Source organism: Sporofaciens musculi, from assembly GCF_009830285.1.
GTDB classification, from domain to species: domain Bacteria; phylum Bacillota; class Clostridia; order Lachnospirales; family Lachnospiraceae; genus Sporofaciens; species Sporofaciens musculi.
This window is the reverse complement of sequence record NZ_WUQX01000001.1, coordinates 280,991-307,752: the sequence shown is the minus strand read 5'-3', so window position 1 is coordinate 307,752 and position 26,762 is coordinate 280,991. Positions and strand designations below refer to the sequence as shown.

Sequence of the window (26,762 nt, the reverse complement as noted above, 5' to 3'; positions counted from 1 at the left end):
AAAAATTTTTACCTGCCAGTCGCAAAGAGGACTGGAAGAGTTTTTATGTAGCATCTTTCAAATAGTTTCTATATTCTATCGGTGTCATACAGTTTAAGCGCTTCTGATACCGATGATTATTATAATAATCTATGTAATCGGATATGGCCTCCTTTAGCTCCTCATATGTTTGAAATTTCTTCAGGTAATACATTTCTGATTTCAGCATCCCCCAGAACGCTTCCATTGGTCCGTTATCAATACATCTGGACACTCTTGACATGCTGCGTCATTCCCGCTTTGTTAAGCTTTTTACGCAAGGATTTTGAGGTGTATTGGTATCCACGGTCACTGTGAAATAAAGGCTTTGCATCTGGATGGTTTTCATGGGCAATGTCAAAGGTTTCAAAAACAAGGGCATTATTATTGGAATGTCCAATGACAAAGGAAACAATACTTTTATCTGACAAGTCCAGAATGGCGCTCAGGTATGCCTTCCCACTGCCTCCATATTTCATCTCCGTTACATCCGTAAGCCATTTTTCCCCAAAACGTTCCGCATGGAACTCCCGGTTTAAGATGTTTTCGGCAGTAACCTCTGGCGTTGATTTTACATAGTTTCTTCTCCTGCGCCGGCACACAGATTTCAGATGTAAAATCCGCATAAGGCGCAAGATTCTCTTTGCGTTGACTTGAAATTCATTTTCACGGTTCAATTTAATCGTCATCTGCCTGTAACCCAGAATCCCGCTTTTTTCCTCGTACGCATCTCTGATAAGGACACATAATTTCTGGTTGAATTTCTCATTTTCACTTGGTTTTCGGTTCAGCCATTTATAATAAGCAGAACGCGAAATTCCCGCAAATCTGCAGAGTTCTGATATTGAACATCCCTGCTCGTCATATATTTCCTGTATCGCCAGATAAACCGTTTCATTTTGTGTCTGGCTTAGAACCGCCTCCTTTCGATTTCGTCGAGTTTTTTTAAGAAAGCAACCTCCAGCTGGGCTCTGCGCTTTTCCGCTTGAAGAAGCTTATTTTCCGCACGCAGCTTCTCCAGTTCCGACATTTCTGTTTCAGATTTTCTTTTCCCTCTTTTGTCAATAAGCCCTTCTACGCCGTTTGACTGGTATTTCCTTGTCCATTGGTAAATCTGTTGGTAGGATACCTGGTATTTTTCTGCTGCCTGGGCATAATCCATTCCATGCTCTATGCAGTATGTTACAATTTCCACCCGTTCCTCATATGAGGTTTTTCTTCCTTTGGTCATGACGCTGGTTCCTCCTGTTCCAGAAGTCTTTAACTTCTCATGACCATTATACTTCATAATCCAGTTGCGAAGCTGCTTATCTGAGCGGATTCCATACTTTTTCTGGATTTCCCTTAATGTTCCTTTGCCGGAAAGGTAATCGGCAACAACATTTTGTTTTGTTTCGGCGGAATAGATACGGAGTTTTGGAGTTGTTTTTAACCCCTCTATTCCTAAAGACTGATACAAGGTCACCCACTCGACGATACGTGTTCCATTTGTTCCCAGGCTTCGGGCGATACTTTCTGTTGAACAGCTTCCCTCCAAATATTTTGTAACGGCATCTAATTTCATTTCAAAAGAGTATTTTGAATGTTGTCCCATAAAATATGCTCCTCCTTATAGTGACAGTTTTATTATTTCATCTGTCTACCATAAGGGGAGCATATCAGCTCACACGTTCATCGGCTCTGCATCTAATGTGTCTGGCTCTGTGATGACTATTGTTTGTAAATTTCTCACTTCTATCAATCTTTCCTGCCTACATTTCGGGCAGTAGAGAGGATAATTTATCAGAATAGTATCCTCCCTAATTCTACTGCGGGTTTTGCTCCCGCAGACAGGGCATAATATCCATTCTGTCTGTTTCAATTTCTTGCCTGCCTTTCTTTCAAAAATAATGGTATTGTTTTCGATGCCTGCATAGCAGATATACCGTCAGTATAAGCGTGAAAAACTCCGCAAGCGGTACTGCAAGCCACACGCCCGTTACCTCTAAAAATCTCGGCAATGCCAAAAGGAACACCATAATAAATCCAAACGTCCGCAGGAAAGATATGGCTGCAGATGCCTTTCCATTCGATAACGCCGTAAATAAAGCGGATGAAAAAATATTGCATCCAGAGAACAGAAAGCTGAATGAAAAAATGGTAAATCCGTTCTTTGTAATCTCAAAAACATTCCTGTTATCCTCGGCAAATACCTTTGCAATGCTTTCTCCACCAAGCAGGGAAAATAAAAATACAAATATGGAAATCCCCGCTATAAAGCTGAAACAGATACGGACGGTCTTTTTTAGCTGTTTTACATTCCCGCTACCATAGTTATAGCTTACGGCGGGGGCTGTCCCCATAGAAAAGCCAATATAAAGCGTTGTTAAGAGGAACTGCGAATAGATGAGTACCGTAATCGCAGCTACGCCGTCCTCGCCTAACAGCTTCATCATCGTTATATTAAACAGAAATGTCGTTACGGCAGTCGAACACTGGCTTACCAGTTCCGACACACCGTTGGAGCAGCTTTTCAGCAGAACGGATGCGTCCATATCAGGCTTGCAAAAGTGCAATTCACTTCTTTTCATCAGAAAAAATATTGTACCGATAATTGACGGTATCATATATCCGATGCCTGTCCCAATAGCAGCTCCCTTGATTCCCATTTGCAGCAAAACGATAAAAACATAATCAAAAACAATATTGGCAATCCCCGCCAGAACAGCAAGCACTAAGCCTAATGTCGGTTTCCCCGCCGTCACAAACAGATTCTGATATAGCACCTGCATCATATTAAAGGCGGCGAAAATGAGCTGTATGGTCAGATAATCCCTGCAATATGAGAACAATATTTCACTCGCCCCCAATCCCCAGATGATTTCATCCAAAAAGAGAAGCCCTGACGCTGTAATCAGCAGACCGATAACCGCCCCTGCCACAACAATCAACGTGAAATTGCTTCGGGCTTCCCTTATGTTTCCATTCCCCATTTTCTTCGCAACAACCGCACTTCCTCCTGTCGCAAGCATCGTCCCCAGACCGACAATCAGATTGATGACGGGACAGACGATATTGATGGACGACAAAGCGTTCGTGTCTACAAACCGTGCGACGAAAATCGTGTCTACAATGGTGTATAATCCCATAAACAGCATCATCACCATGCTTGGGAAAGCAAATCGGATAAGGGATAGGGCGTTAAAGTTCTCTGCTAACGGGTTTTTCTGTGTTTCGGTCATTCCTTGTTTCCTCCTTACTGCCGAATAGCATAGAGGTATCCCCTTGCGGTATTTCCTCCTTGTTTTTCGGTGGAAGCACGAAACGCTGCGTCGGATAGCCATATTCCACAAGCAGTTCCCGTTCTGCAAATCCAAGACGGCGGTATTCTTCCCGCCAGCCCGTATCTGCCTTATCGCCTGCACGGTATGTCGTCAAGGTAATCTCTTTCCCGCAAAGCAATTCCTCCGCCAGCTTATCAAGGAACAGCTTTGTAATGCCGAGATGCCGATACTGCGGATGGACAGCCAGAAAGTCTATGCTGCCTGTGTCGGGCGAAAATCCCATCACGCCAATAGCCATATCGTCATCCCGTAAAATCAAAGCCTTTTTATCCGCAATATACTGATGCAGGTTTGCGGTGTAATCTCCCTTATCCAGACATGGATAGCCGTCAATCGTAAGGCTTACTAGTTCCATCCAGTCACCCACATCTTCGGGAGTGGCAAATTTAATATTGTCCTTTGTCAAATCCATTTTTACAAGCTCCTCCTTCAGATAGATTTCAAGCTGTAACGGGTAGAAGTTTTCCGTTTCCCGAAATTCCGCAGGGGAAGTCTTATACATCGCCTTAAAAATATCCGTAAATGCCTGCTGGCTTTCATACCCGCTCATAAGGGCAATCTCGATAATCGGTTTTGCAGAAAACACCAGAAGTTTTGCCGCTTCTGTAAGCTGCCGCCGTTTTGCGTAGTCGTGGATAGTCAAGCCGACGGTCTTTGTAAAAATCCGATGCAGGTGGTACTTGGAATAGTGCAGTGCCGATGCCACCATATCTAAATCCATCTTTTCATGCAGATGTTCTTCGATATAGTGGATAGCTTGTGAAACAATGCGTACTGTCTGACCTTGCATTTTGCTCCCTCCTTTCCTTTTCCCCGCACTTTTAAGCATTATGATATGCCTGTGCGGTATTCCAATGAAATATTGTAGCACAAGGAGCTTTCTGCCTTTTCATCATTCTTGCTATGTTTTAAATCATCTACATTTACAGCAGTTCTTCTTTCAATGCCCTTATCCATTCTTCGATTGCCTGCACTAATCGAAATTGCTGATGCAGAACCGCCATGCCCGTGGCAGGAATATCGGGAACATTTTCTTTTAAATCTATGTTTTCCTCAAGATAGGATTTCAGCACATAGATATTGCCCTCAATGTTGTCCAGACATTCCCTCTGTTGTTCCTTCGCCATACTTTCTAAGTTTACGATAACAGCATTAAAATCCAAGAATATGTTAATCGGCTTGCAGGATATTTCGAGCATCAGTTTCTCAAATTCCTCATTTCCTGCATCCGTCAAGGAATATACCGCCTTTTCGGGCATTTTTCCCTCTTTCTCCGTGCGGCTTGTGATAAGCCCCTTTTCTTCCAACTGAATAACCTTTTTATAGATGGATGGTGTGCTGATTTTTACCCATTTTGAAATGTTGCGGTATTCCACCAGTTTCTGAATATCGTATGCACTCAAGGATTCCTGTTTCAACATTCCCAATACAATTAAGTCAATGGTCGCCATTCAAAGTCCCTCCTTTTTCTATTGACAACTACTATAAATTATAGTATTATAATTCTCGCAACGCAATTACAATATTTTATAGTAGTATAAACAATACTATTTGTCAAGAGAAAGGAGTTCAAAATGAACAGTCAAAGCAAAAAGATGGAGCTGCTCGGCAGCACATCCATACCAAAAGCACTTTTAGCAATGGGCATCCCAACAATGGTTGGCATGTTGGTAAATGCTTTCTACAACCTTGTTGACGCTTATTTTGTCGGCGGGCTTGGGGAGAGCCAGATGGGGGCAATTTCCGTGGTCTATCCGCTCGGACAGGTCGTTGTCGGTCTTGGTCTGCTGTTCGGAAACGGTGCGGCTTCTTACATTTCCCGATTGTTAGGTCGTGGGGATAAGGAAAATGCGGATAAAGTGGCAAGTACCGCTTTATACAGCAGCGTATCCGTGGGGGCAATCATCATTATTATTTGTATGGTGTTCCTGCATCCAATACTGAAGCTCTTGGGGGCAACCGACAGCATCCTCCCCTTTGCCGCCACATACGCAAGCATTTATATTGTTTCCTGCATCTTCAATGTATTCAATGTCACCATGAATAACATTGTGACAAGCGAGGGAGCTGCCAAAACAACCATGTGTGCCTTGCTGACGGGTGCGGTACTCAATATCGCCTTAGACCCGCTGTTTATCTATGTGTTTGATTTAGGCGTGGCAGGAGCGGCGATAGCGACTGCAATCTCACAAGTCGTTTCAACCTGCGTATATCTGACCTATATTTTTCGGAAAAAAAGCGTATTCCATTTTCGGGTTAAGGACTGCACATATACAAAAGAAAACATATCTGAGATTTTCAAAATCGGCATCCCGACATTGGTATTCCAGATTTTAACGAGTGTGTCCATTTCCTTAATCAACAATGCTGCTGGTGATTACGGGGATTCTGCCATTGCAGGCATGGGCGTTGTCACCCGACTTATTTCAATGGGCAGCTTGTCCGTATTCGGGTTCATCAAAGGCTTTCAGCCCATTGCAGGGTACAGTTACGGGGCGAAGAAGTTTGACCGTCTGCGTGAAGCAATCAAGACTTCCATCCTGTGGTCTACGGTTTTCTGTGTGATTTTTGGCGTGATACTGGCTCTGTTCCCTACAGCTATCGTTTCACAATTCACAAAGGGCGATGCTGAGATGATTCGCATTGGGGCAGCATCTTTGAGAGCAAACGGCATTTCCATTATGCTCTTTGAATTTTATACAGTGTATTCTTCCCTGTTCCTTGCTCTGGGAAAAGGCAGAGAGGGCTTTATCCTCGGAGCTTGCAGGCAGGGGATTTGTTTTATCCCTGTTATCCTGCTTCTTCCGATGGTCTGGGGGCTAAATGGAATAATGTATGCCCAACCGATTGCCGATGTGCTTTCCGCAGTTATAACGGTATTCATGGCGATACCGCTCCACAAAAAGCTGAATGAGATGCAGAGAAAAACTGCTGAAATAAGCACGAAAGACAACGACTAAATTTTTATCTTTCTGACAAACAGAGCCGATGAGCTGTGAGTTTTTGATATGCTCCCCTTATGGTAGACAGATGAAATAATAAAACTGTCACTATAAGGAGGAGCATATTTTATGGGACAACATTCAAAATACTCTTTTGAAATGAAATTAGATGCCGTTACAAAATATTTGGAGGGAAGCTGTTCAACAGAAAGTATCGCCCGAAGCCTGGGAACAAATGGAACACGTATCGTCGAGTGGGTGACCTTGTATCAGTCTTTAGGAATAGAGGGGTTAAAAACAACTCCAAAACTCCGTATCTATTCCGCCGAAACAAAACAAAATGCTGTTGCCGATTACCTTTCCGGCAAAGGAACATTAAGGGAAATCCAGAAAAAGTATGGAATCCGCTCAGATAAGCAGCTTCGCAACTGGATTATGAAGTATAATGGTCATGAGAAGTTAAAGGCTTCTGGAACAGGAGGAACCAGCGTCATGACCAAAGGAAGAAAAACCTCATATGAGGAACGGGTGGAAATTGTAACATACTGCATAGAGCATGGAATGGATTATGCCCAGGCAGCAGAAAAATACCAGGTATCCTACCAACAGATTTACCAATGGACAAGGAAATACCAGTCAAACGGCGTAGAAGGGCTTATTGACAAAAGAGGGAAAAGAAAATCTGAAACAGAAATGTCGGAACTGGAGAAGCTGCGTGCGGAAAATAAGCTTCTTCAAGCGGAAAAGCGCAGAGCCCAGCTGGAGGTTGCTTTCTTAAAAACTCGACGAAATCGAAAGGAGGCGGTTCTAAGCCAGACACAAAATGAAACGGTTTATCTGGCGATACAGGAAATATATGACGAGCAGGGATGCTCAATATCAGAACTCTGCAGATTTGCGGGAATTTCGCGTTCTGCTTATTATAAATGGCTGAACCGAAAACCAAGTGAAAATGAGAAATTCAACCAGAAATTATGTGTCCTTATCAGAGATGCGTACGAGGAAAAAAAGCGGGATTCTGGGTTACAGGCAGATGACGATTAAATTGAACCGTGAAAATGAATTTCAAGTCAACGCAAAGAGAATCTTGCGCCTTATGCGGATTTTACATCTGAAATCTGTGTGCCGGCGCAGGAGAAGAAACTATGTAAAATCAACGCCAGAGGTTACTGCCGAAAACATCTTAAACCGGGAGTTCCATGCGGAACGTTTTGGGGAAAAATGACTTACAGATGTAACGGAGATGAAATATGGAGGCAGTGGGAAGGCATACCTGAGCGCCATTCTGGACTTGTCAGATAAAAGTATTGTTTCCTTTGTCATTGGACATTCCAATAATAATGCCCTTGTTTTTGAAACCTTTGACACTGCCCATGAAAACCATCCAGATGCAAAGCCTTTATTCCACAGTGACCGTGGATACCAATACACCTCAAAATACTTCCGTAAAAAGCTTAACAAAGCGGGAATGAAACAAAGCATGTCAAGAGTGTCCAGATGTATTGATAACGGACCAATGGAAGCATTCTGGGGGATGCTGAAATCAGAAATGTATTACCTGAAGAAATTTCAAACATATGAGGAGCTAAAGGAGGCTGTATCAGATTACATAGATTATTATAATAATCATCGGTATCAGAAACGCTTGAATCGCTCCCCATGTCATAGCCAATATAATACCGCCAAAAGAAATTGGGCTTTCTTTTTTCAACAGAGTTTCAATCGCTTTTTGCCCGTATATTATGATTAGAATAACAAGCAGCACTTCAAATATATAGTATCAATATTGCGCGCAAAATTGGAATACAGTTTTACCCTGTGCTTCTCCGACAATCTTTAATGTATGCCAATCAATGAAAGTCATAATTTTTCAGCCAATGAAACAAGCAAGCGTTACGATCCAACTTTTCGAGGAAATCTTATCCCTTTTGCTTCCCCTTTCCGGAAAATGATAATGCTTCCTTGAAAAAAGCAGGAGAACGCCAATGAAACCTGCTAAGAAAAGTCAAGACTTTTTAGCAGATTTTTTCATAAATTTTTGGATGAAATTTTTCCCACGACAATTAGACCGGTGGAAAATCCGGTCTGCCTTACCCTCTGTTTTAGTTCTTTTTACTTCTGGTATACTTCCATCACACGTGCATAATAAATCCTTAGGAATTTATTTAATCCCGCTATTTTTGCTACACGTTTTGACTTTCCTTCTTTTTCTTTCTTCAAAATAAATCTATATACTGCCGCATCTTCTGGTTCTTTATGGGTTTTCAGACATCTCATCACTTCAAATCCGATCTTACGCAGACTGGAAGATCCTCTCTTGGATATTTTTCTCTCTGTTCCAATGAACTGCCCTGATTGATAGGGCGGCGTGTCGATTCCTGCATGGGCTATCAGGGCTTTTCCACTATGGAACCTCCTTACATCCCCAATCTCTGCGATTAATTTAGGCGCAAGGACATTTCCAACTCCTCCCATTGCCCTGACAACCGGATATTCCGGTAGACTCTTGGCTAATGTCTGCATCTGTGTTAGAATCGTCATTAGAGTGTTATCGACTTCTCGTAACACCCGCACTGCCTCCTGTACCAGCATTTTGGTCGATGGGGTATCGGAGGATACTGTAGGGATGCCCTCTTTTGCCAGCGCATAAATCTTGACAGCTTTCTCCTGGCTCTGGTGGTATTCCTTCTCTTTTGCCCATTTTAGATAGCCCCCTATAAACTGTTCCTCCGATTTCTTCGTGATATTATCATAATGCCAGTATTCTTCCACAAAATCCCCCAGCTTCTCTTTTCCATTTGTTTCATTCCAGCCTTTCAGCAGCGTTTTGATCCCAGGCATCGTATAGTCCAGAAGATGGGTCAGTTCCAACATGCTTTCCACACGCATCCGCATATAATGGCGGTACTGCCGTCCTAAAAGCTTCAGCTCTGCGTAGCTGCTTTCTTCCGCTTCATATTCTCTCAGCCGATACCAATGGTCAATCCCATAGTTAGCGATCGTAACCGCATCCTGCTTATCTGTTTTCACACGCCTCAGTCCCTGGCAACGGTATTCCTTCATTTCAAATGGATTGACCACTGCCGCAAATAGCCCTTTTTCTTTCAGATAGCATAATACAGGCAGATGGTAGATCCCGGTGGCTTCCATAACTACACGGACATCATCATTCAAACGTAGCAGCATAGAAGTCAATTCGGATAGTTCTTTCTCTGTATGACAGACTTCAAAAGGCCTGCTCATAATCTCACCATATGGCTTCAAGATACATATGGTACTTTTTTCTTTTGACACATCAATTCCTACACTTATCATCTGTAAACTCCAAAATAAATTTGTAATTGTCCCATCCACACTTATTACCACTCATTTTAGTTCGTTACACGAAAGCGCCTTACGGGTTTCAACCTGCTTAAACGACTGCTTATAATAAGGGGTGGTTGACGGTTTTATTGACGGATGTGGTTAATCCAAAAAAAGCCACGTCAGACCAATTACTCCCTTATCATAAAAAAATAAGTGCAGAAGGTAAAGCACTCATGATATGCTTTATCTCTTACACTTATATGGTACTAAAAACGCCCACATAAAAACCATTATGATACAATGAATACTTCTTTGCTACATTGTATAATTCTGTATGTCTACATGCAGAATTATAACTTCAATTGCAAATATTGACAGCAATTCAAGCATAAATGCTCCAAATGAAAGTAAACTCAGCCATAAATATTTTGTCCATTTTACTTCTTTAACCATTATCCTCTCCTTATGAAATTCCGATTTCTTTTTATTCTTGACTTCCCGACAAACAGGAATTTCTGTGTCAGACAAAACGTTTTAATCTGACATATTATAAACAACAATCTTATAATCTCCAATAAAATTACTACATTTGGTAACTAAAGTAAATGTATCTGAACGCTCCAAAGTGAAAAAAGTTTCTAACGCTTTTGCGCTGTCTAATGTATATACTTCATTTCCAACTGAATCATATAAGACCATATCTAAATTCCCGCTTATAATATCAGACTTGAATGAAAACTTTATTCTATCGCCTGATTTCCCCGAAAACGAAATATCAGAAGTTGTAGTTATTTGCTCTGAATAACTTTTGCTCATATTGCCTAATACTTTGGGGCTGGTTATTAGATGGATACTTATTGCGCTGACTACTACAATGATTATAACGATTATAAAAATTGTCTTTTTCATCCCAATGTTCCCTTTCAAATTCCGATTGTGATTCGATGATTTTTAAGGGGAATATTAGCTGTTATATTTTATTATTAAAATATCCGCTAACCCTTGAAAACACTAAGTTTATTGCAGGTGAACTTTCCCTTAAGGTTTCCCTTGTGTTATATATTCCCACAGGGCATTACGAACCCTGATAAGGGAAAAAATGAGGGAAACAAAATCACATAAAATATTATAACACATAATATACGGGAATTGGTAAACTGATTGAAATGCTTTCAAAAAATCATTGAAAAGAGGACAGATAAAATAAATATGATTTACGCAACATACAATATCCACCATAACAGCATTGACGTATACACTTATGTAGGCAACTTTTTACGGATAGACTGCAATAAAGCGGAAGAAGGGTTGAAAACTACTCCCTGCTCTGAATGTGCCTTAAATGCTCTGGCAATAGACGAGCCGCTTGAATACGCAAGGCTCTATCTTGATGGAAATATGCAGATGTGGGTGGATGCGGAAGATTCATTGGAATTGTGGTAATTTTTATAATTACTATATCAATATTTGCATAGTGTAGCTTTTTAATGAACAAATTGAAACAAATTAACTGAACCGATAACTGCTAATTATATATGTTATCGGTTCAGCTTTTTCTAAATTAACACTTATGACAAGAGGTAATAAAACCGTTCATATTTTTACTTGGGAAATGTTACAATAACCGTCGTGCCTTTTCCGACATGACTTTTTACATCAACTTTGGCATTATGGATTTTAGCGGCGTGTTTCACAATAGAAAGCCCAAGCCCGGTTCCCCCTACTGCCTTAGAATGGCTCTTATCAACACGATAGAAACGCTCAAAAATCCGCTCTTGATGTTCGGGTGCAATTCCTATCCCTGTGTCCTCCACTGATAAAACTACCATGCCGTTTTCATTCTGTATGTTCACCATTACTTTTCCGTTTTCGTGATTATACTTAATCGCATTGTCACAAAGATTATAAATCACACTGTATAAAAGCTGGGGTATACCGTTAAGGGGAGCCGGAACGCCGGAAAGCTCCAATGCAACACATACAGTATCTGCCTGTGGCTCTAAGCTCTGTACCGCCTTTTCTGCCAATGTGTATAAGTCGATATTTTCCCTCTGCATATCGTCCGCATCTTCGTCAAGGTGCGAAAGACTGATAATGTCCTCTACAAGCCGTATCATACGTCCGGCTTCATCATAAATCTTTCCGGCAAAAGGTATTTTATCGTTCTCCTTTACCATATCGTTTTTCAAAAGCTCCGCATACCCGGAAATGGAGTGAAGCGGGGTTTTTAATTCATGGGACACATTAGCGGTAAATTCTCGGCGTATCTGTTCTGCTTTTTCTTTTTCCGTCACATTGAAAAAGAAAAGTGCGGCTCCTTTCACAATGTTTTCAGAAGTGATCGGATCAGCGTCAATTTGATAGCTTTCTCCATACAGCCGGATAATGTTCTCGCCCCGTTCCCCTTGCAAGGCTTTTGTAAGGATTTCCTGCAATTCAAGATTACGGCACAAGGACAGCATATCAGAACCGATACAGTCTGTGTCAGCGTCTAACAGTTTTCTTGCCGCAGGGTTTATACTGATAATTTTTCCTTTTTGATTTAAGAGAATCATGCCCTCATTCATGCTGCCGATAATCGTATTTAATTCATTCTCTTTTTGGAGAAGTTCGGCTTTCTGTCCCCGTAACTGTTTTTGCTGGCTGTCAATACGCCGTAAAAAAGGGGAAAGCTCATCATAGCCCTCATTTGACAACGGATTATCAAGATCAATTTCATTTAATGGCTTTACTATTTTTTTTGAAACTTGAATAGCTAAAACAATGGAAAGAATCAGCGCAATCACAAAGATAATGCAAATCGGCTGTGTCATGCCTAAAAGGAGAGTCAAAATAGAATTTTGAGATATAGAAAGCCGTAATATAGTGCCATCATCAAGTTTCTGCGCGGAATAAAACGAACGCTCCATCAAAGTAGCAGAATACCGTCTGCTTTCACCATAGCCCGAAGAAAGGGCTTCCCGCACTTCTTCCCGCTCTAAATGATTTTCCATTTCCGCAGTATCAGACGCACTATCAAAAATGACATTTCCCTCTGTATCAATCCATGATATACGGTAATTTTTCACTTTCAAATCATGGAAATAATCAATACCCTCATTTGTAACGCCCTGTGCGGCAAGGGTTGTCTGCATTTTTAGCTGTGCCTGTTCAACATTTGAAAAGTATTCATACAGAACACCCATGAACAGGACAACAGACGCGAGAAAAACAGTCAATGCGACAAGGCAGATTGAACGAAAAATTCGTTTCGTCATACTTCCCCCTCCATTCGATACCCAACTCCCCGTACCGTTTCAATATAGCTCCCACATTCGCCTAATTTTGTTCGGAGTGTTCCAATGTGAACATCTACGGTTCGGGTTTCCCCTATGTAGTCAATGCCCCATATCATTTCAAGAAGCTGATCGCGTGTAAACACCCGTCCGGGGTTTTCCATAAAAATATGGAGCAGCTTATGTTCTTTCAGTGTCAACTGAACCCGTTCGTTGTTTACAAGTACAATATATGTTTCCAAATTCAATTCTAAATTTCCGATTTTTAGCTTTTTTGTTTCTTCTTTCGGGCTTGTACGGCGCAATACCGCTTTCACACGGGAAATCATTTCCATCATGCCAAACGGCTTTGCAAGGTAATCATCAGCCCCCAAGTCAAGCCCGGTTACTTTGTCATATTCGGTTCCTTTGGCTGTCGCCATAATAACAGGAATATCCTCTGTCGTCCCCTGCATACGCAGCTTTTTCAATATGGAAATGCCATCTTCGCCGGGAAGCATTATATCAAGCATAATAAGCTGGGGCTTTTCTGTCTGCAAAGCGTCAAAAAAGCTGTCCGCGCAGTCAAAACCTTTTGCTTCAAATCCGGCAGAATTTAATGTGTATATCATCAGATCACGGATAGAGCTGTCGTCCTCAACACAATAAATCATATAAATCCGCTCCTTTCTTTCCTGTGGCAATATTCCGAACTCAATCATACCATATTACCTGTATTTCATCAACGGCGGTATGCTCACCCCTCTTTATTCCCTGTGATTGAGAACAGAACCCATTTTGCAATATTGACCGCATGATCTCCGATACGCTCAAAATATTTTGCTATCATTAACAGGTCTATGGCATATTCACCGTCTGTTTCGGGTTTACTGAAAAGCTCAATCAACATTTTCTTCACCTTATCAAAAAAGGAATCTACCACATCATCATAATCTATCACGGCTTTCGCCATCTGCATATCCTTTTTCACAAAAGCGTCAATGCTGTCTGTTACCATCTTAATGACAGCAACCGACATATCATGGATAACCTGTGTGTCGTCGGTGGCGTGGATATTGGCTAATGTGATAATTTCCGCTATGTCTGCGGATTGATCTCCGATTCTTGCCATATCTGTCACCATTTTCAGCGCGGACGATACAACCCTCAAATCTTTTGCCACTGGCTGCTGCTGTAAGAGCAGTTTTAGACACATAGTTTCAATTTCGCGCTCCTTGTGGTCTATCTGGACAGAGAGATCGGGAACAGCCTTTGCAAGCGCGGGATTCCCCTCTGTCAGAGCTTTTGCGGACATAGCAATCGCATTTTCACAAAAAGCCCCCATTGTAATCAACTCTTTATTTAATAAATCTAACTGTTCATCAAATTTTAGGCGCATTATCCAAACCTCCCCGTAATATAATCCTCTGTCCGCTTGTCCTGCGGCATGGAGAATAATTTTTCTGTTTCGCCAAACTCCACCATTTCTCCAAGCAGGAAAAACGATGTCCTGTCGGAAATTCGGAGTGCTTGCTGCATATTATGTGTCACAATGACAATGGTATAGTCCTTTTTTAATTCTGCGGCAAGTTCCTCTACCTTTGCCGTAGAAATAGGGTCAAGTGCGCTGGTCGGTTCGTCCATCAGCAAAACTTCCGGCTCCACTGCCAAAGCGCGGGCAATGCAAAGACGCTGCTGTTGACCGCCCGACATACCAAGCGCAGATTTTTTCAGCCTGTCTTTTACCTCGTCCCAAATTGCCGCCCCTTTTAAGGAACGCTCTACAATTTCGTCCAGCGCAGCTTTAGAACGGATTCCATGTGTCCTTGCTCCAAAGGCAACATTGTCATAAATGCTCATAGGGAATGGATTCGGTTTTTGAAAGACCATTCCTACACGTTTACGCAGTAGGTTAATATCCATATTTCCATAAATATCTTCACCGTCTAAACGGATAGTTCCTTTGATGTGGCAGCCCTCCACCAAATCATTCATTCGGTTCAATGTTTTTAATAATGTTGATTTACCGCAGCCCGACGGTCCGATCAGCGCGGTAATTTCGTGTTCCTTAAACGCCACATTTATTTTTTTCAAGGCTTGAAAGTTTCCGTAGAATAAATCCAAATCCTCAACCACGATTTTATCCATCTGTATTTTTACCTCCTATCTTTTTTGCCACAAACCCGGAAAGTGCATTTATCAGAATGACAACAACCAATAATACAACCGCAGTTGCGTAGGTCTGCTTGATATACAGCCCCTCGCCCGAAATAGAATACATATGGACGGATAAAGTTCTTGCCGACGAAAAAATACTTGTTGCTATTTCTGCAACGGTTCCGGCAGTAAAGATCAGTGCTGCCGATTCCCCGACGATACGCCCGATTCCAAGAATAACGCCGGACAAAATACCCGGAACAGCGCAGGGCAGGACAATAGAGAACACGGTTCGTAGCTTTCCGGCTCCAAGCCCAAAGCTGCCCTCACGGTAACTGTCGGGAACGCTTCGCAAGGCTTCTTCTGTTGTCCGCATAATAAGCGGCAAAATCATAATACTCAAAGTCAAAGCCCCGGACAGTAAAGACAACCCCAGCCCAAGATATTTTACAAAGAACAGGGAACCGAACAGCCCATAAACGATTGACGGAATCCCAGACAATGTTTCAGCGGTAATACCTATGATATGAACCAGTTTATTTCCCCGTCTTGCGTACTCTGTCAGATAAATTGCTGCACCAATTCCTACGGGAACTGCAAACAGCAGAGAAAGCAGCATAATGAACAGTGTATTGATAAGTGCCGGAAGCAGGGACACATTTTCTGTTGTATATTTGCTGTCAAATAAATCCGGCGTTAAATTTGGAATCCCTTTTATCAATATATATGCACTAATAAAAATAAGCGCAAGCATTGTAATCATTGCTGCAAGGCATACAGAAAGAAAGAGAACAAAAGATTTAGGGTCTCGTCTGTATGCGCACCATTTCCGTTTCAATTTCCCAACCATTTATTTCACCCTCCTTTTGAACAGGGAGAGGGACAGATTGATAATGAGAATGAAAACAAACAGAACAACAGCCGTACCAATTAACGCTTCACGGTGTAAATCCGTAGAATATCCCATTTCCAATACAATGTTTGTGGTCAGTGTCCGAACGCCGGAAAGCATACTGTCCGGGATAACCGCTTGATTTCCGGCAACCATCATAACCGCCATTGTTTCACCGACTGCCCGCCCAATCCCTAATACAACCCCTGCAAAAATACCGCTCTTTGCTGCGGGAAGAACCGTAAAAAATACACTTCTTTCATGGGAAGCTCCAAGAGCAAGCCCTCCCTCATAGTAACTTTCCGGGACAGCCCGGATTGAAGTTTCCGAAACGCTGATAATGGTAGGTAAAATCATCAGCCCCAGCAGGACAGAAGCAGTAAGTACACTCATACCGCGCCCGCCAAAGGCTTCCCGGATAAAAGGCACTAAGACTACCAATCCAAAAAAACCGTACACAACCGACGGAATCCCCGCCATTAGATTAACAGCAGCTTTCAAAGGCGCATAGATACTTCTCGGAGCAAATCTTGCCATGAATACCGCTGTCAATATTCCAATCGGTACGCCAATAATCAATGCTCCGGCAGTTACATAGAAAGAGCCGACGATCATAGGGAGAATCCCATAGAGATTATTTGCGGGTTTCCAGCTTGTACCCAGCAAAAATTTGAAAACGCTTATTTCTTTTATTGCAGGGATACCGCTTGCAAACAGGAATATGCAGATTAGAATTACCGCTGCTATGGAAACAAGGGCTGTCAAGAAAAAAAGCAGTTTCATCACTTTTTCTTTTATATTCTTCATAATCATGCTCCTTATTGAAAAGGGGCGGCGGCTTTCTTACCGCAGCCCCTTAAAATCCTACTGTGATATTTCACTCCAATGAACCACGTTACCCATAAAAATATCTTTTACCTGTTCACTTGTAAGGTTATTTATGGGACAGTCATTATTAACAATCACTGTAATACCGTCCATTGCAATTACGGTAGCGGTCAGTCCTTTTTCCATTTCGGAATCTTTCAGCTCACGGGAAGCCATACCTATATCGCAGGTTCCGTCTATCGTGTCAGACATACCAGTAGAAGAATCGCTTTGCTGTATCTCAATCGTAACGCCCGGATTTCTCTCAAGATAGGCTTCTTTGAGTTTTTCCATAACCGGGGTGACAGAGCTGGAACCCGCTACAATAATTTTGCCCGAATCCATTTCTCCGCTGTAACTTCCCGCATCAGATACAGAAATATATCCATTTTCCTCAATCACCGCTTGACCGTCCGCACTCATAATAAAGTCGATAAAATCCTGCGCCGTGTCACTCAAACCGTCTTTTGTTGCAATGTTAAAGGGACGCGCGATCTTATATGTACCATTTTTGATATTTTCAATCGTTGCTTCGCAGCCGTCGATCTGAATCGCCTTTACAGTATCATTCATGGAGCCAAGAGAAATATATCCGATAGAGTATAAATCCCCGGCAACCGTTGTCATCATAACAGACGTAGAATTTGTAACGGCGGCGATGTCTGCTGTATAGTCAATTTTTTCTCCCGCTTCATTTTTCTGCTCAATTCCAAACAGCTCTATGAACGCGCCGCGTGTCCCCGAACCATCTTCGCGGGTAAGTACATTGATCTCTCTTGACGTGTCGAACTTGCCGGAATCGCCCCCGTTCTTATTACCGCACCCCGTTAATGCAGAGAGCATTAGAACACTCACAAGGGCAAATGCCAAGAATTTTTTTGATGTTTTCATTTTTTGAATCTCCTTTGCTTTTTGTTTTTCTTGAAGTTTACAGCTATATCATATAGCGCAAATATCAAATCCAATATCGTGGCATTGTAAAATTGATGTAAAGTTTTTACAAGCCAAAAATATCTTAATAAAATTTTAGAGGGGCATGTCATCTTGCCCCTCTGTTTCTGCTTTTTGAAATCTGTTTTGTTTGTCTGTCTGCATTTTCCCTTTGATAATTCCGTAACCGTTTGGATATGCTTTCTTCCTTCTTTTGTACTTTTTCCCCGTATTGTTCTTCCCATTTATCCACCTTGTTCCGATATTCGGCATTAGCAGTTTTAGAGACAGAAAAGACTTTGTAGAAATCATGAACCGTCTGGAATCCATATCGCTTGACTATCCCCGACAAACCGACTTTCAAAAGGTCGATTTCCTCATTCTTGCGGTCAATCCTACTTTGCAGTTCCCCTTTCTTTGTCAGTTTTGCCAATCCTTTCAGGCTGTCACGTTCCAGTTCCAACTCATTGCGCATTCTGGATCTATGTCAATACTTTAGACAAAAAAAGTTGAAAGATTATGCTGCTTTTTTGAGTTCCTCATCCTCCTTTTGCTGTGGTGTCAGATAACCGATAGAGCTATGGATCCGTTTATGGTTATACCAGCCCTCTATGTATTTAAAGATTGCTCTGCGAGCTTCCTTTAAATCCTGGTAAGTATGAAGATAGATTTCTTCCTTTTTCAGTACGGAATGGAAAGATTCCATACAGGCATTATCGTATGGATTTCCCTTACGACTAAATGAATGCAGGATTCCTTTACTGCCCAGGCAGTCTTCAAATGCCTGGCTCGTATACTGACTTCCAAGATCACTATGAAGGATGATCCCCTCGGTATCCCTGACATTCAGGCATGCGTTTTCTACCGCTTTAACCGCCAGTTCCGCCGTCATAGATGTGCCATAGGCATACCCTATAATCTTTCGGCTGCACAGATCCATGACAGAAGCCAGATAGGTCCATCCTTCTTTCTGTACATGGATGTAAGTGATATCCGTACACCATTTCTGGTTGATGGTCTCCGTCCCAAAATCACGCCTCAGGATATTTTTCTTATCCTCCGGGATGCTGCCATGGTTGGCATGATGATTGTACTTCTTTACTACGATAGAGCGCAGTCCCTGCTCTGCCATATGCCTCTGCACCCTCTTGACGCTGCAAGGTGTACCATTATCATTCAGCACACGGCATATTTTGACAGCCCCATACCTTTGTTTTGAGTCATCATATGCCTGTTTCACTTTCCTGCCGAATTCCGCATATGCCTTCTGCTTATTCGAGGGTACACAAACCAGAGCCTTGTAATAGGTACTCCTTGGGAATTTCAGAGCGCTGCAAAGCTGAGATACACAGTAGCGGGTTAAGTTGTTCTGGATAAAGGAAACAATCTCGGCTATTGTTCTTTCGCGAATATGGCGGTCGCTTTTTTTAATATTTCATTCTCAATCTTAAGGAGTTGGATTTCTTTCTGGAGAGCCTTATACTCCTTAAGGGTGACCGTCTCCTCCCGGATACTTTGATGGGGAGAGCTGTTTTACCCAGTTGCTGAGTGTGCTTCGATTTACGCCATATTCACGCTCCAGTTGCGGATACGAGGTTCCTCCGGCATTATACAGATCCACGATCTGCTGCTTGAATTCCGGAGTGTAAGATTTCTGGTTTTTCGCCATGTAAAACATCTCCTTTGCTTTTTCACTTGATAGTATAGGTTGTTCAACTTTTCCTGTCCACACTTATATACTAACACCAGACTGCTTTAGCAAAAGAATGGAAACAAAAGCTGAAAGAACAGAGAAAAAGAGGCGATATATAGCTTTTTAAACAACGTAATACTTAAATCCTCGAAAGTAAGTTAAGGTAAACTTCTAACCATTATAGACTTTCGAGGACTTTTATTTTCTAAGTATTTGGAGGAGGAGAGAGAAATATGGAAATGTAACGGATTCCTTGTGCAATGTGGAACATTGTACCAAGCTGTATGAACAGCAAAAGGCTGAATACTGCCCTTCTTTCCCTACAGATTTCTCCGCTTGAAAATGATGTGATTTCTCTTATATAGAATGGTTTGAGGATTAAATTTTGAGGTTTTCATCTCCCCATTGTTTCATATGCTCAAAGACAGGAATGAAACTTTTGCCCAATTCAGTAAGGTTATATTCTACATGGGGAGGGACTTCTTTATAATCATGGCGGGTAATGAATCCATCACCTTCCAATTCCCGAAGCTGCTTTGTCAGACTTGATTCCGTAATATCGCCAATATGCCTGCGAAGTTCCCCGAAGCGGTGTATATCCTGAAAGGCAATATAATAAATGATTTCGATTTTCCATTTACCACCTAAAATTTTTTGTATGGTAGAAATTGTTTTACATCGTTCAACAGCCAAAGTACTTTTTTTCATTCCTGATAATCCTTTCCGAAATAGTATAACACGCAGTTCCTTATAAATCGTTTCTTTATCCCTTTCGCGCTGTCCTTTATGGAAGAAGTATAACACACAGTTCCTTATAAATCAATGTACCACTTTTATATAGGTACTATAAAAAAGTACAGTACTTGTAAAATAATTGTACAAAAGTATAATTAGTATAAGCTACAAAAAACACCATGCGGGTATACCGTTATGGCTAAAATCATGGGATCAGTGAGGAAAGGAGATGTGTTTATGCACTACACAGGAACAATTTGGCGACCGCCGTATGAAGCGGCATCACTTCTGATTGAGGTGACAGCGGGATGTACGCATCACAAATGTAAGTTTTGTACGCTGTATAATGATTTGCCGTTTAAATTCAGAATGTCCCCTATGGAGGATATTGAGTGTGACTTGCAGGAGGTAAAAAGAGCAGTCAAAGGTTGGAACAGTAGGCGTATAGACCGAGTGTTTCTGACCGGAGCTAACCCATTCGTGTTGTCCTATGACAAGTTAGCTGATATTGCAGGGTTAATCCACAAATATCTACCGTCCGTAAAATCTATCGGCTCGTTTGCAAGGATTACAGACGTTACTCCTAAAACCGATGAGGAGCTTGCCAAACTGCGGGCTTTAGGGTATGACGGTCTAACAATAGGAATAGAAACAGGCGACGACGAAGCCCTGCGGTTTATGAACAAAGGATATACCTCTGCCGACATCATAGAGCAATGCCAAAGATTAGACGCAGCGGATATTCATTACAGTTTCTTTTATTTAGTAAGTATTTCTGGGGTAGGTCGTGGAGAAATAGGGGCAAAATTGACGTCTGATCTATGCAATCAGATACATCCTACGCTTATTGGGGCAAATATGCTTACGATTTATCCCGATTCTGAACTTTTTACAGAAATACAGCATGGGAACTGGCAGGAAGAAAGCGAACTGGAAAAATACAAAGAGGTACGGACGCTTATCGAAAATTTGCAGATACCCACAATATTTGCAGCGATGGGAGCTTCCAATGCATTCCAGTTTCACGGACAACTGCCAAAAGACAAGAAAAAGCTGTTGTCATTTCTTGATGAAATCATAGGTAATGTCAGCGAAGAAGAATTGAAGAAATATAGAAGAAGTGTCCATCATCTGTAAAGGAAGCACCCTGCGGGTATTACTTTCTGCATAAAAAGATGTGCAGAAAAGAGGAGAGGAGTGACAATTATACATTTTACAGGCAGAACTTGGCGACCACCATATGAAGCTCATTCGGTCATCATACAGGCTACTTCTGGCTGCACCTATAATAAATGCAAGTTTTGTAGCCTGTATAAAAATGAGTGTTTCCGAATGTCGCCTATTGAAGAATTTGAGGAAGATTTAGCAGAGATAAAAGGCTACCAGCCATATGCTAGGAGAATCTTCTGGACAGGTGCAAATCCTTTTGCCATGAGTTACGAAAACCTAAAACTTAGGGCTTTGACCGTAAGGGATTATCTGATTAAATGCCAGACAATGGCTATGTTTGCAAGCATCCGTGATATCAAAAACAAAGAAATATGGCAGCTTAGGAAATTGAGGGCAATGGGCATTAACGGGCTGAGCATTGGCGTAGAAAGCGGCGATGACGAAACGCTTGCCCTTGCAAATAAGGGATATACAACCACTGATATTTTGGAACAATGCAAGAAATTAGATGAAGTGGGTATTGAGTACTACTTTGTTTACATGACAGGTCTTGCGGGAAAAAATGGTGGATATCGAAATGCGAGGAATAGTGCAGAGCTGTTCAGCCAGCTTAATCCGTACTTTGTTTCCGTGGACTCACTCACGCTTTTCCCAGACACAGAGCTGTACCAGATGGCACAGCAGGGCTTGTTTGTCCCTGCTGAAGAAAAAGAGCGTATCCATGAATTGCAAATGCTGATCAATAACTTAAATATACGTACACATTTATTTGCAAACACGGTTTCAAATTTTACGCCTGTGACAGCTTATCTTCCGTATGACCGTGAAAAGGTCACGAATGAGCTGCAATTTGTTTTAGATCACACGGATGAAAGTGAGCTGCAGGAGTATAGAAATAATTTGAAATCATTGGGATAAGGCTTACAGTAAAAGTTATAGACTGTTTTCCATATGTATACTGAGTGCCGATCTGTTTGTTTTTATTGAACCGTAAAGGAATTAAAGAAGCATTTTAGTTTTTTTATAAATATTAATAGAATAAGCTCATGTTTAAAAAGTTTAGCATTATATTTAAATCCTTGAAAGTTAATCAAGGTAAATTTCCATATAAGCATGGTATCTTTTTCCCCAATCGCATAACTGCGACAAGATAGGAGTAAGGGTTTTTCCTAGTTCGCTTAAAGAGTATTCAACTTTAGGAGGGACTTCTGGAAAAACCTTTCTTATAACGATTCCTTGCTCCTCCAGTTCCCGAAGCTGTGCTGCTAATGTTTTTGTCGTGATGTTTCCTAAAAGTCTTTGCAGTTCATTAAAACGGACTGTCCCTTTTGATAAATACCATAATATTTTTAATTTCCATTTTCCGCTTAAAATATTTAGACCAGCTTCAATAGGACATTGTTTGTCAATCCCTTGTGTCTTTGCCATGAACATCCCCATCCTTTCATTATCTTACTAGACGAAGTCCACCCGCCCAAATGGCATATCTTATGGTGTGCCTTTTAGGTACAGTATTAAAAAAGATACTTCATTTCAAAAAAGTGCGTACTTGAATTTTATTCTTTTTTAGAGATACTTATATTATATCAAATTTGTCTAGGAGGCGTAAATATGGTTATTGATAGTCATGAACATATCATGTTCCCAACAAAAACACAGTTGGACAAAATGGATACTGCAGGTGTGGATAAGACAATACTTTTTTGTTCTGCACCACATCCAGAAAAAGCGAGAAATTTAGGTGAGCTTGAATCAGAGATGAACGCATTATACAAAGTTCTTGCAGGAGATAATAGCAAACGTGATAATATCTGCCGGTTGGAAAAGAATATTTTAGAGGTTACGAAAGTCATCAAAAATAAGCCGGACCGCTTTTTGGGATTTGGTTCTGTTCCGTTGGGATTAAGTTTAGAAGAAACGCAGGAATGGATAGAAAATCAAATAACAGCCCATTCTTTATGTGGAATAGGAGAGTTTACTCCTGGCAATGAACAACAGATTATGGAATTAGATACGGTATTCCAGGCAATTCAGAATACAAGGTTATATCCTGTCTGGGTACACACCTTTCATCCAGTTACATTAGATGGGATCAGACGGCTAATGGCGTTATGTGAAAAGTATTCAGAAATACCTGTTATCTTTGGGCATTTAGGCGGTTCAAATTGGATTGATGTAATTAAATTTGTAAAAGGACATAAAAATGCTTATTTAGATCTTTCAGCCGCTTTTGCTTCTATTGCCACAAAAATGGCCTTAATTGAGTTGCCTGAAAAATGTCTGTATAGCTCTGATGCACCCTACGGAGAACCATATTTGTACAGGCAGCTCATAGAATTCGTAAGCCCTAGCAATACAATAGCAAAAATGGCATTAGGTGAAAATATAGAAAAGTTACTGGATAATCTTGGATTTGTTTTATAAATGTTTAATCCTCAGTTATTGCAAATAAATCATAATCGAACGGTATAAATGAAGAATAATCCAGAGCAGGAGTGCGCAAAGAAAATCCGCCGCTATGGTGTTACCATGCGGCGGCCTAGCATAAGCTGAGTTAAGTCAAAAGAAGTCTATTTTTAAGGCAGCCTTAATTTCGGAGATAGATTTTCCTTCTTGACGCAAGGCTTTAATTTTTTGAATTTGTGATATGCTCTGTTCACGCTTATAACGTCTTGTTAAATTTTCTTCTGCCTGTTCAAATGGCAGCATCCCTTCTTCGGTATAATATTTTAATGTACTATATCGTACATTTGATAGTCTTACTAACTCGCCAATCGTTACATATTCAGAATTTTCTATTACCTTCATACTCCTTTGTCTTGACATATCAACCAACCTCACTAAATATTAGAGAACAATACAGGAAAGATTGCAGCAATATCCAGAGCATCAATATGTTGAGCCATTTCTTTTGCAAGAGTTCCTGCCTCGCTCTGTTTAATTGTTTTTATCTTATTTTTTAATTCTTTCTGCTCATATTTTGAAAAATAATCTTTCAAATTACCTGCTTTATCCATTAGCGCCGTTAATGCGATAACATCCTCCGATATTTCACCATCTTCCAATAATTCAGAACGAATTTTTTCAATAATCCCTGTGATGACGTCTTTTTTCGGAGCATAGCCATATTTATTTCCTAAAAGGCCTGCCTTAACAGGCTCTACAACGTCAGCTTCTTTTGAACTCTCCATTAGTGGATCTAAAAGTTCATATAGCTTTTTATTTGTGAAAGCAATGGTGTAGGTTTCTACTACCTTTTCCGCTTTCATAGGTTTTCCTTGATTTATAATATTATAAAGGGGCTTTAGATATGCCATATGCTCTGGTAACTTGGAGCAGACACTAACCTTTTTGTCATTTGCATTTCCAAAAGTCCACTAACAATCAGACACGCCACCGCATTTTGATTATAACCGAGCAAATCCCCCTTTTCATTTACTGTGCAAATCATATACTCTTGTGTAAGGGATAAATCTTTCATTCTAATGTCCTCCTTATTACTTATTGGTTACTACTTACTACTTATGATATAATAATAGCATGGTTTACAAAATTTCAATATCTTTTTTTAATTTTAGAAATAAGAAGATATCATACAAGAAATTGGTAAATATTTCGAGTATAATAAACTAAACCCAAAGGGCATCCCGTAATATATCCTCCCTAACAGGTCGGGGGAACGACGTCCATTAAGGTATACCAGGAGGTGTTGAGATGAAGAAAGAAATACGAACAGTCTGTTATGATGATGATTTGCGACTTGAAGCATATCGTTTTGAGGGAATCGTGCAGTCATTCCCCAATCATTTTCATAATTATTATGTGATTGGTTTTATAGAATCAGGGACACATTGCTTATCCTGCAAAAACAAAGAATATACAGTAGGTCAGGGAAATATTCTTTTGTTTAATCCCAATGATAATCATAGTTGTGTGCAATGTGATGGAGAAGCTTTTGATTATAGAGGTTTGAATATCTCAAAAGAAACAATGTTGTCATTAGTGGAAGAAGTAACAGGACAGAGAGAATTGCTTGGTTTTTCAGAGAATGTTATTAAAAACGATGAGCTTAATATCTATCTCCATTCTTTACACCAGAGCATTATGGAAGGTTCAAAAGAATTTGAAAAAGAAGAAATGCTATTGCTTCTTATCTCTTTACTTATTGAACAATACGGACAGCCCTATGAGGGATGTATTCCAGAGTGCAGAGAAGAAATAGAGAGGACCTGCGTATTTATGTCAGCGCATTTTGCAGAACATATTTCCTTGGAAAATCTCTGTAAATGCAGCGGTCTTAGTAAGTCTACATTGCTTCGAGCATTTACCAGGTCGAAGGGAGTTACACCCTACAGGTATCTTCAAATTGTTCGGATAGACAAAGCAAAGGAGATGTTAGAGCAAGGAGTACCTTTGGTAGATGCCGCTATACGGACGGGTTTTTCAGACCAAAGCCATTTCTCCAATTTCTTTCATATGTTTATAGGGCTGTCGCCTGCGGCATACAGGCGCATTTTTAAGGAGGGCGGCAAGAATCATGGATAAAGGAACTACCACAGGACATATCACAGCTCTAATTACGATTGCAATTTGGGGCACTACTTTCATATCTACAAAAATACTGCTTACAGAGTTTACACCGATAGAAATACTATTTTACAGATTTTTACTTGGATTAATTGTGTTAATAACTGTTTATCCCAAACGCTTAAAATTAAGGGACAAAAAACAGGAGATTATATTTGCGGCTGCGGGGCTGTGTGGTATATGTTTATATTATTTGCTTGAAAACATAGCATTAACCTATACAATGGCTTCTAATGTTGGTGTTATTATTTCTGTCGCACCATTTTTTACCGCTGTTTTATCTCATCTATTTATGAAAACAGAAGAAAAATTAAAAGTACAATTCTTTGTAGGTTTTAGTGTGGCTATGATTGGAGTATGCCTCATCAGTTTTAACGGTTCAAAATTGAATCTAAACCCTATTGGGGATATTTTAGCGATTGCGGCAGCCTTCGTATGGGCAGTTTATTCGTTACTTACACGAAAAATCAGCAGCTTCGGATATCATACAATTCAAACCACAAGGAGGATATTTGTATACGGAATTATTTTTATGCTTCCATTCCTTATTATTTTTGATTTTAACTTGAATGTTCAAAATTTTATAAAGCCAGAGTATACCATAAATCTTAGTTATTTAGGTATTGGTGCATCAGCGCTCTGTTTCGTAACTTGGAATTATGCTGTCAAAATACTTGGCGCTGTCAAAACAAGTGTGTATATCTATATGGTTCCTGTTATTACCGTTGTCACATCGGTTATTGTGTTGAAAGAAACAATTACATGGATGGCTATGCTTGGAATAGGCTTTACCTTAATGGGGTTGTTTCTTTCGGAAAGAAGATAAGCTTTTTATAAAGTCAGAAAGCTTATCTTCCATATGGAGAGACTTTTTGTAGTTATGGCAGG

The 26,762-nt window shown here is 40.7% G+C and carries 33 protein-coding genes and 2 pseudogenes; 10 read left to right on the top strand and 25 right to left on the bottom strand.

The window, feature by feature from the left end; all coding sequences use genetic code 11:
- Window positions 1-43 precede the first annotated feature (43 nt).
- From GN277_RS01545 to GN277_RS01515, 7 genes and pseudogenes are all read right to left on the bottom strand, one after another.
- Window positions 44-262 (bottom strand): IS3 family transposase, encoded by a 219-nt coding sequence (locus tag GN277_RS01545; RefSeq protein WP_159749249.1) that lies wholly within the window; start codon window positions 260-262, stop codon window positions 44-46.
- A pseudogene (locus GN277_RS01540) lies at window positions 237-905 on the bottom strand (IS3 family transposase); the annotation flags it as partial. The gene GN277_RS01545 and the pseudogene GN277_RS01540, both read right to left, overlap by 26 nt.
- 23 nt (window positions 906-928) lie before the next feature.
- Complete coding sequence (locus tag GN277_RS01535) at window positions 929-1,612, bottom strand: helix-turn-helix domain-containing protein (RefSeq protein ID WP_159749247.1); 684 nt, start codon at window positions 1,610-1,612, stop codon at window positions 929-931.
- A 69-nt stretch (window positions 1,613-1,681) separates the two neighbouring features.
- Entirely contained in the window at window positions 1,682-1,879 is a 198-nt protein-coding gene (locus GN277_RS01530; RefSeq protein WP_081645618.1) for a cysteine-rich KTR domain-containing protein, read from the bottom strand.
- 19 nt (window positions 1,880-1,898) lie between these two features.
- Complete coding sequence (locus tag GN277_RS01525; protein ID WP_159749245.1) at window positions 1,899-3,239, bottom strand: MATE family efflux transporter; 1,341 nt, start codon at window positions 3,237-3,239, stop codon at window positions 1,899-1,901.
- Window positions 3,199-4,131, bottom strand: a complete 933-nt coding sequence (locus GN277_RS01520) for a GNAT family N-acetyltransferase (RefSeq protein WP_159749243.1) — start codon at window positions 4,129-4,131, stop codon at window positions 3,199-3,201. The genes GN277_RS01525 and GN277_RS01520 overlap by 41 nt, the downstream gene beginning before the upstream one ends.
- Before the next feature lie 133 nt (window positions 4,132-4,264).
- The gene (locus GN277_RS01515; RefSeq protein WP_159749241.1) at window positions 4,265-4,792 is read right to left on the bottom strand and encodes a PadR family transcriptional regulator; all 528 of its coding nucleotides are present in this window, start codon (window positions 4,790-4,792) and stop codon (window positions 4,265-4,267) included.
- Between the two features lie 123 nt (window positions 4,793-4,915).
- On the opposite strand from GN277_RS01515, the gene GN277_RS01510 reads away from it, so the two are divergent.
- From GN277_RS01510 to GN277_RS31080, 4 genes and pseudogenes are all read left to right on the top strand, one after another.
- Complete coding sequence (locus GN277_RS01510; protein WP_159749239.1) at window positions 4,916-6,301, top strand: MATE family efflux transporter; 1,386 nt, start codon at window positions 4,916-4,918, stop codon at window positions 6,299-6,301.
- A gap of 111 nt (window positions 6,302-6,412) precedes the next feature.
- Window positions 6,413-7,327: a helix-turn-helix domain-containing protein gene (locus GN277_RS01505; RefSeq protein ID WP_159749237.1), complete on the top strand. Its 915-nt coding sequence runs from the start codon at window positions 6,413-6,415 to the stop codon at window positions 7,325-7,327.
- A complete protein-coding gene (locus GN277_RS01500; RefSeq protein WP_159749235.1) occupies window positions 7,317-7,508 on the top strand; it encodes an IS3 family transposase in 192 nt (63 codons plus the stop codon). Before GN277_RS01505 ends, GN277_RS01500 begins: the two co-directional genes overlap by 11 nt.
- Before the next feature lie 15 nt (window positions 7,509-7,523).
- Window positions 7,524-8,033 (top strand): annotated as a pseudogene (locus GN277_RS31080) (transposase); the annotation flags it as partial.
- Between the two features lie 362 nt (window positions 8,034-8,395).
- On the opposite strand, the gene GN277_RS01490 reads toward GN277_RS31080, so the two are convergent.
- From GN277_RS01490 to GN277_RS01480, 3 genes are all read right to left on the bottom strand, one after another.
- Window positions 8,396-9,598, bottom strand: coding sequence for an IS110 family RNA-guided transposase (locus GN277_RS01490; protein WP_159749231.1), 1,203 nt, complete (start codon window positions 9,596-9,598; stop codon window positions 8,396-8,398).
- Between the two features lie 306 nt (window positions 9,599-9,904).
- Window positions 9,905-10,042 carry a hypothetical protein gene (locus GN277_RS01485; RefSeq protein WP_159749229.1) on the bottom strand — a complete coding sequence of 46 codons (138 nt, stop codon included), beginning with the start codon at window positions 10,040-10,042 and terminating at the stop codon, window positions 9,905-9,907.
- 81 nt (window positions 10,043-10,123) lie between these two features.
- Window positions 10,124-10,498 (bottom strand): hypothetical protein, encoded by a 375-nt coding sequence (locus GN277_RS01480; protein WP_159749227.1) that lies wholly within the window; start codon window positions 10,496-10,498, stop codon window positions 10,124-10,126.
- Window positions 10,499-10,798: 300 nt separating this feature from the next.
- Here GN277_RS01480 and GN277_RS01475 point away from each other — a divergent pair, with 300 nt between their 5' ends.
- Window positions 10,799-11,032: a DUF6061 family protein gene (locus tag GN277_RS01475; protein WP_456300583.1), complete on the top strand. Its 234-nt coding sequence runs from the start codon at window positions 10,799-10,801 to the stop codon at window positions 11,030-11,032.
- Between the two features lie 158 nt (window positions 11,033-11,190).
- Here GN277_RS01475 and GN277_RS01470 read toward each other — a convergent pair whose 3' ends face one another.
- From GN277_RS01470 to GN277_RS01425, 11 genes are all read right to left on the bottom strand, one after another.
- On the bottom strand, window positions 11,191-12,846 hold the full coding sequence (locus GN277_RS01470) for a sensor histidine kinase (RefSeq protein ID WP_016223439.1): 1,656 nt from the start codon (window positions 12,844-12,846) through the stop codon (window positions 11,191-11,193).
- Window positions 12,843-13,517 (bottom strand): winged helix-turn-helix domain-containing protein, encoded by a 675-nt coding sequence (locus GN277_RS01465; RefSeq protein ID WP_016223440.1) that lies wholly within the window; start codon window positions 13,515-13,517, stop codon window positions 12,843-12,845. Before GN277_RS01465 ends, GN277_RS01470 begins: the two co-directional genes overlap by 4 nt.
- A gap of 83 nt (window positions 13,518-13,600) precedes the next feature.
- A complete protein-coding gene (gene phoU / locus GN277_RS01460; protein WP_004071611.1) occupies window positions 13,601-14,242 on the bottom strand; it encodes a phosphate signaling complex protein PhoU in 642 nt (213 codons plus the stop codon).
- Window positions 14,242-14,991, bottom strand: coding sequence for a phosphate ABC transporter ATP-binding protein PstB (pstB, locus tag GN277_RS01455; RefSeq protein ID WP_159749225.1), 750 nt, complete (start codon window positions 14,989-14,991; stop codon window positions 14,242-14,244). Before pstB ends, phoU begins: the two co-directional genes overlap by 1 nt.
- Window positions 14,984-15,850, bottom strand: coding sequence for a phosphate ABC transporter permease PstA (gene pstA / locus GN277_RS01450; RefSeq protein ID WP_016223442.1), 867 nt, complete (start codon window positions 15,848-15,850; stop codon window positions 14,984-14,986). The genes pstB and pstA overlap by 8 nt, the downstream gene beginning before the upstream one ends.
- Complete coding sequence (gene pstC / locus GN277_RS01445) at window positions 15,851-16,699, bottom strand: phosphate ABC transporter permease subunit PstC (protein ID WP_016223443.1); 849 nt, start codon at window positions 16,697-16,699, stop codon at window positions 15,851-15,853.
- A gap of 57 nt (window positions 16,700-16,756) precedes the next feature.
- Window positions 16,757-17,650, bottom strand: a complete 894-nt coding sequence (locus tag GN277_RS01440) for a substrate-binding domain-containing protein (protein WP_159749224.1) — start codon at window positions 17,648-17,650, stop codon at window positions 16,757-16,759.
- A gap of 148 nt (window positions 17,651-17,798) precedes the next feature.
- Window positions 17,799-18,164 carry a hypothetical protein gene (locus GN277_RS01435; protein ID WP_159749222.1) on the bottom strand — a complete coding sequence of 122 codons (366 nt, stop codon included), beginning with the start codon at window positions 18,162-18,164 and terminating at the stop codon, window positions 17,799-17,801.
- A 42-nt stretch (window positions 18,165-18,206) separates the two neighbouring features.
- Window positions 18,207-19,064: an IS3 family transposase gene (locus GN277_RS01430; RefSeq protein ID WP_244324943.1), complete on the bottom strand. Its 858-nt coding sequence runs from the start codon at window positions 19,062-19,064 to the stop codon at window positions 18,207-18,209.
- Between the two features lie 111 nt (window positions 19,065-19,175).
- Window positions 19,176-19,358, bottom strand: a complete 183-nt coding sequence (locus tag GN277_RS29695) for a transposase (protein WP_244324550.1) — start codon at window positions 19,356-19,358, stop codon at window positions 19,176-19,178.
- Window positions 19,359-19,760: 402 nt separating this feature from the next.
- Window positions 19,761-20,090, bottom strand: coding sequence for a winged helix-turn-helix transcriptional regulator (locus tag GN277_RS01425; RefSeq protein WP_159749220.1), 330 nt, complete (start codon window positions 20,088-20,090; stop codon window positions 19,761-19,763).
- 264 nt (window positions 20,091-20,354) lie between these two features.
- Here GN277_RS01425 and GN277_RS01420 point away from each other — a divergent pair, with 264 nt between their 5' ends.
- Together GN277_RS01420 and GN277_RS01415 are read left to right on the top strand one after the other, a co-directional pair.
- Window positions 20,355-21,254 (top strand): radical SAM protein, encoded by a 900-nt coding sequence (locus GN277_RS01420; protein ID WP_159749219.1) that lies wholly within the window; start codon window positions 20,355-20,357, stop codon window positions 21,252-21,254.
- A gap of 60 nt (window positions 21,255-21,314) precedes the next feature.
- Entirely contained in the window at window positions 21,315-22,205 is an 891-nt protein-coding gene (locus GN277_RS01415; protein WP_330587038.1) for a radical SAM protein, read from the top strand.
- 168 nt (window positions 22,206-22,373) lie between these two features.
- On the opposite strand, the gene GN277_RS01410 is transcribed toward GN277_RS01415, so the two are convergent.
- Window positions 22,374-22,715, bottom strand: a complete 342-nt coding sequence (locus GN277_RS01410) for a winged helix-turn-helix transcriptional regulator (protein WP_159749217.1) — start codon at window positions 22,713-22,715, stop codon at window positions 22,374-22,376.
- A 183-nt stretch (window positions 22,716-22,898) separates the two neighbouring features.
- On the opposite strand from GN277_RS01410, the gene GN277_RS01405 reads away from it, so the two are divergent.
- The gene (locus tag GN277_RS01405; RefSeq protein WP_159749215.1) at window positions 22,899-23,711 is read left to right on the top strand and encodes an amidohydrolase family protein; all 813 of its coding nucleotides are present in this window, start codon (window positions 22,899-22,901) and stop codon (window positions 23,709-23,711) included.
- 135 nt (window positions 23,712-23,846) lie between these two features.
- Here GN277_RS01405 and GN277_RS01400 read toward each other — a convergent pair whose 3' ends face one another.
- The 3 genes from GN277_RS01400 to GN277_RS01390 are packed head-to-tail and all read right to left on the bottom strand — an operon-like array spanning window position 23,847 to window position 24,768.
- A complete protein-coding gene (locus tag GN277_RS01400; protein ID WP_330587037.1) occupies window positions 23,847-24,095 on the bottom strand; it encodes a helix-turn-helix domain-containing protein in 249 nt (82 codons plus the stop codon).
- 32 nt (window positions 24,096-24,127) lie between these two features.
- A complete protein-coding gene (locus GN277_RS01395) occupies window positions 24,128-24,604 on the bottom strand; it encodes a GPP34 family phosphoprotein (RefSeq protein WP_159749211.1) in 477 nt (158 codons plus the stop codon).
- Entirely contained in the window at window positions 24,592-24,768 is a 177-nt protein-coding gene (locus GN277_RS01390; RefSeq protein ID WP_159749209.1) for a hypothetical protein, read from the bottom strand. The genes GN277_RS01395 and GN277_RS01390 overlap by 13 nt, the downstream gene beginning before the upstream one ends.
- A 233-nt stretch (window positions 24,769-25,001) precedes the next feature.
- Between GN277_RS01390 and GN277_RS01385 the strand changes: the two genes are divergently transcribed.
- Window positions 25,002-25,832: an AraC family transcriptional regulator gene (locus GN277_RS01385; RefSeq protein WP_159749207.1), complete on the top strand. Its 831-nt coding sequence runs from the start codon at window positions 25,002-25,004 to the stop codon at window positions 25,830-25,832.
- Window positions 25,825-26,700 (top strand): DMT family transporter, encoded by an 876-nt coding sequence (locus tag GN277_RS01380; RefSeq protein WP_159749205.1) that lies wholly within the window; start codon window positions 25,825-25,827, stop codon window positions 26,698-26,700. The genes GN277_RS01385 and GN277_RS01380 overlap by 8 nt, the downstream gene beginning before the upstream one ends.
- The last annotated feature ends 62 nt before the right edge of the window (window positions 26,701-26,762 follow it).

What these genes read in the sequence shown, in the direction of transcription:
- GN277_RS01545 (WP_159749249.1), bottom strand. Translation starts at nt 262, where the DNA reads ATGTCAAGAGTGTCCAGATGTATTGATAACGGACCAATGGAAGCGTTC.
- GN277_RS01535 (WP_159749247.1), bottom strand. Translation starts at nt 1,612, where the DNA reads ATGGGACAACATTCAAAATACTCTTTTGAAATGAAATTAGATGCCGTT.
- GN277_RS01525 (WP_159749245.1), bottom strand. Translation starts at nt 3,239, where the DNA reads ATGACCGAAACACAGAAAAACCCGTTAGCAGAGAACTTTAACGCCCTA.
- GN277_RS01520 (WP_159749243.1), bottom strand. Translation starts at nt 4,131, where the DNA reads ATGCAAGGTCAGACAGTACGCATTGTTTCACAAGCTATCCACTATATC.
- GN277_RS01515 (WP_159749241.1), bottom strand. Translation starts at nt 4,792, where the DNA reads ATGGCGACCATTGACTTAATTGTATTGGGAATGTTGAAACAGGAATCC.
- GN277_RS01510 (WP_159749239.1), top strand. Translation starts at nt 4,916, where the DNA reads ATGAACAGTCAAAGCAAAAAGATGGAGCTGCTCGGCAGCACATCCATA.
- GN277_RS01505 (WP_159749237.1), top strand. Translation starts at nt 6,413, where the DNA reads ATGGGACAACATTCAAAATACTCTTTTGAAATGAAATTAGATGCCGTT.
- GN277_RS01500 (WP_159749235.1), top strand. Translation starts at nt 7,317, where the DNA reads ATGACGATTAAATTGAACCGTGAAAATGAATTTCAAGTCAACGCAAAG.
- GN277_RS01490 (WP_159749231.1), bottom strand. Translation starts at nt 9,598, where the DNA reads ATGATAAGTGTAGGAATTGATGTGTCAAAAGAAAAAAGTACCATATGT.
- GN277_RS01485 (WP_159749229.1), bottom strand. Translation starts at nt 10,042, where the DNA reads ATGGTTAAAGAAGTAAAATGGACAAAATATTTATGGCTGAGTTTACTT.
- GN277_RS01480 (WP_159749227.1), bottom strand. Translation starts at nt 10,498, where the DNA reads ATGAAAAAGACAATTTTTATAATCGTTATAATCATTGTAGTAGTCAGC.
- GN277_RS01475 (WP_456300583.1), top strand. Translation starts at nt 10,799, where the DNA reads ATGATTTACGCAACATACAATATCCACCATAACAGCATTGACGTATAC.
- GN277_RS01470 (WP_016223439.1), bottom strand. Translation starts at nt 12,846, where the DNA reads ATGACGAAACGAATTTTTCGTTCAATCTGCCTTGTCGCATTGACTGTT.
- GN277_RS01465 (WP_016223440.1), bottom strand. Translation starts at nt 13,517, where the DNA reads ATGATTTATTGTGTTGAGGACGACAGCTCTATCCGTGATCTGATGATA.
- phoU (WP_004071611.1), bottom strand. Translation starts at nt 14,242, where the DNA reads ATGCGCCTAAAATTTGATGAACAGTTAGATTTATTAAATAAAGAGTTG.
- pstB (WP_159749225.1), bottom strand. Translation starts at nt 14,991, where the DNA reads ATGGATAAAATCGTGGTTGAGGATTTGGATTTATTCTACGGAAACTTT.
- pstA (WP_016223442.1), bottom strand. Translation starts at nt 15,850, where the DNA reads ATGGTTGGGAAATTGAAACGGAAATGGTGCGCATACAGACGAGACCCT.
- pstC (WP_016223443.1), bottom strand. Translation starts at nt 16,699, where the DNA reads ATGAAGAATATAAAAGAAAAAGTGATGAAACTGCTTTTTTTCTTGACA.
- GN277_RS01440 (WP_159749224.1), bottom strand. Translation starts at nt 17,650, where the DNA reads ATGAAAACATCAAAAAAATTCTTGGCATTTGCCCTTGTGAGTGTTCTA.
- GN277_RS01435 (WP_159749222.1), bottom strand. Translation starts at nt 18,164, where the DNA reads ATGCGCAATGAGTTGGAACTGGAACGTGACAGCCTGAAAGGATTGGCA.
- GN277_RS29695 (WP_244324550.1), bottom strand. Translation starts at nt 19,358, where the DNA reads ATGGCGAAAAACCAGAAATCTTACACTCCGGAATTCAAGCAGCAGATC.
- GN277_RS01425 (WP_159749220.1), bottom strand. Translation starts at nt 20,090, where the DNA reads ATGAAAAAAAGTACTTTGGCTGTTGAACGATGTAAAACAATTTCTACC.
- GN277_RS01420 (WP_159749219.1), top strand. Translation starts at nt 20,355, where the DNA reads ATGCACTACACAGGAACAATTTGGCGACCGCCGTATGAAGCGGCATCA.
- GN277_RS01410 (WP_159749217.1), bottom strand. Translation starts at nt 22,715, where the DNA reads ATGGCAAAGACACAAGGGATTGACAAACAATGTCCTATTGAAGCTGGT.
- GN277_RS01405 (WP_159749215.1), top strand. Translation starts at nt 22,899, where the DNA reads ATGGTTATTGATAGTCATGAACATATCATGTTCCCAACAAAAACACAG.
- GN277_RS01400 (WP_330587037.1), bottom strand. Translation starts at nt 24,095, where the DNA reads ATGAAGGTAATAGAAAATTCTGAATATGTAACGATTGGCGAGTTAGTA.
- GN277_RS01395 (WP_159749211.1), bottom strand. Translation starts at nt 24,604, where the DNA reads ATGGCATATCTAAAGCCCCTTTATAATATTATAAATCAAGGAAAACCT.
- GN277_RS01390 (WP_159749209.1), bottom strand. Translation starts at nt 24,768, where the DNA reads ATGAAAGATTTATCCCTTACACAAGAGTATATGATTTGCACAGTAAAT.
- GN277_RS01385 (WP_159749207.1), top strand. Translation starts at nt 25,002, where the DNA reads ATGAAGAAAGAAATACGAACAGTCTGTTATGATGATGATTTGCGACTT.
- GN277_RS01380 (WP_159749205.1), top strand. Translation starts at nt 25,825, where the DNA reads ATGGATAAAGGAACTACCACAGGACATATCACAGCTCTAATTACGATT.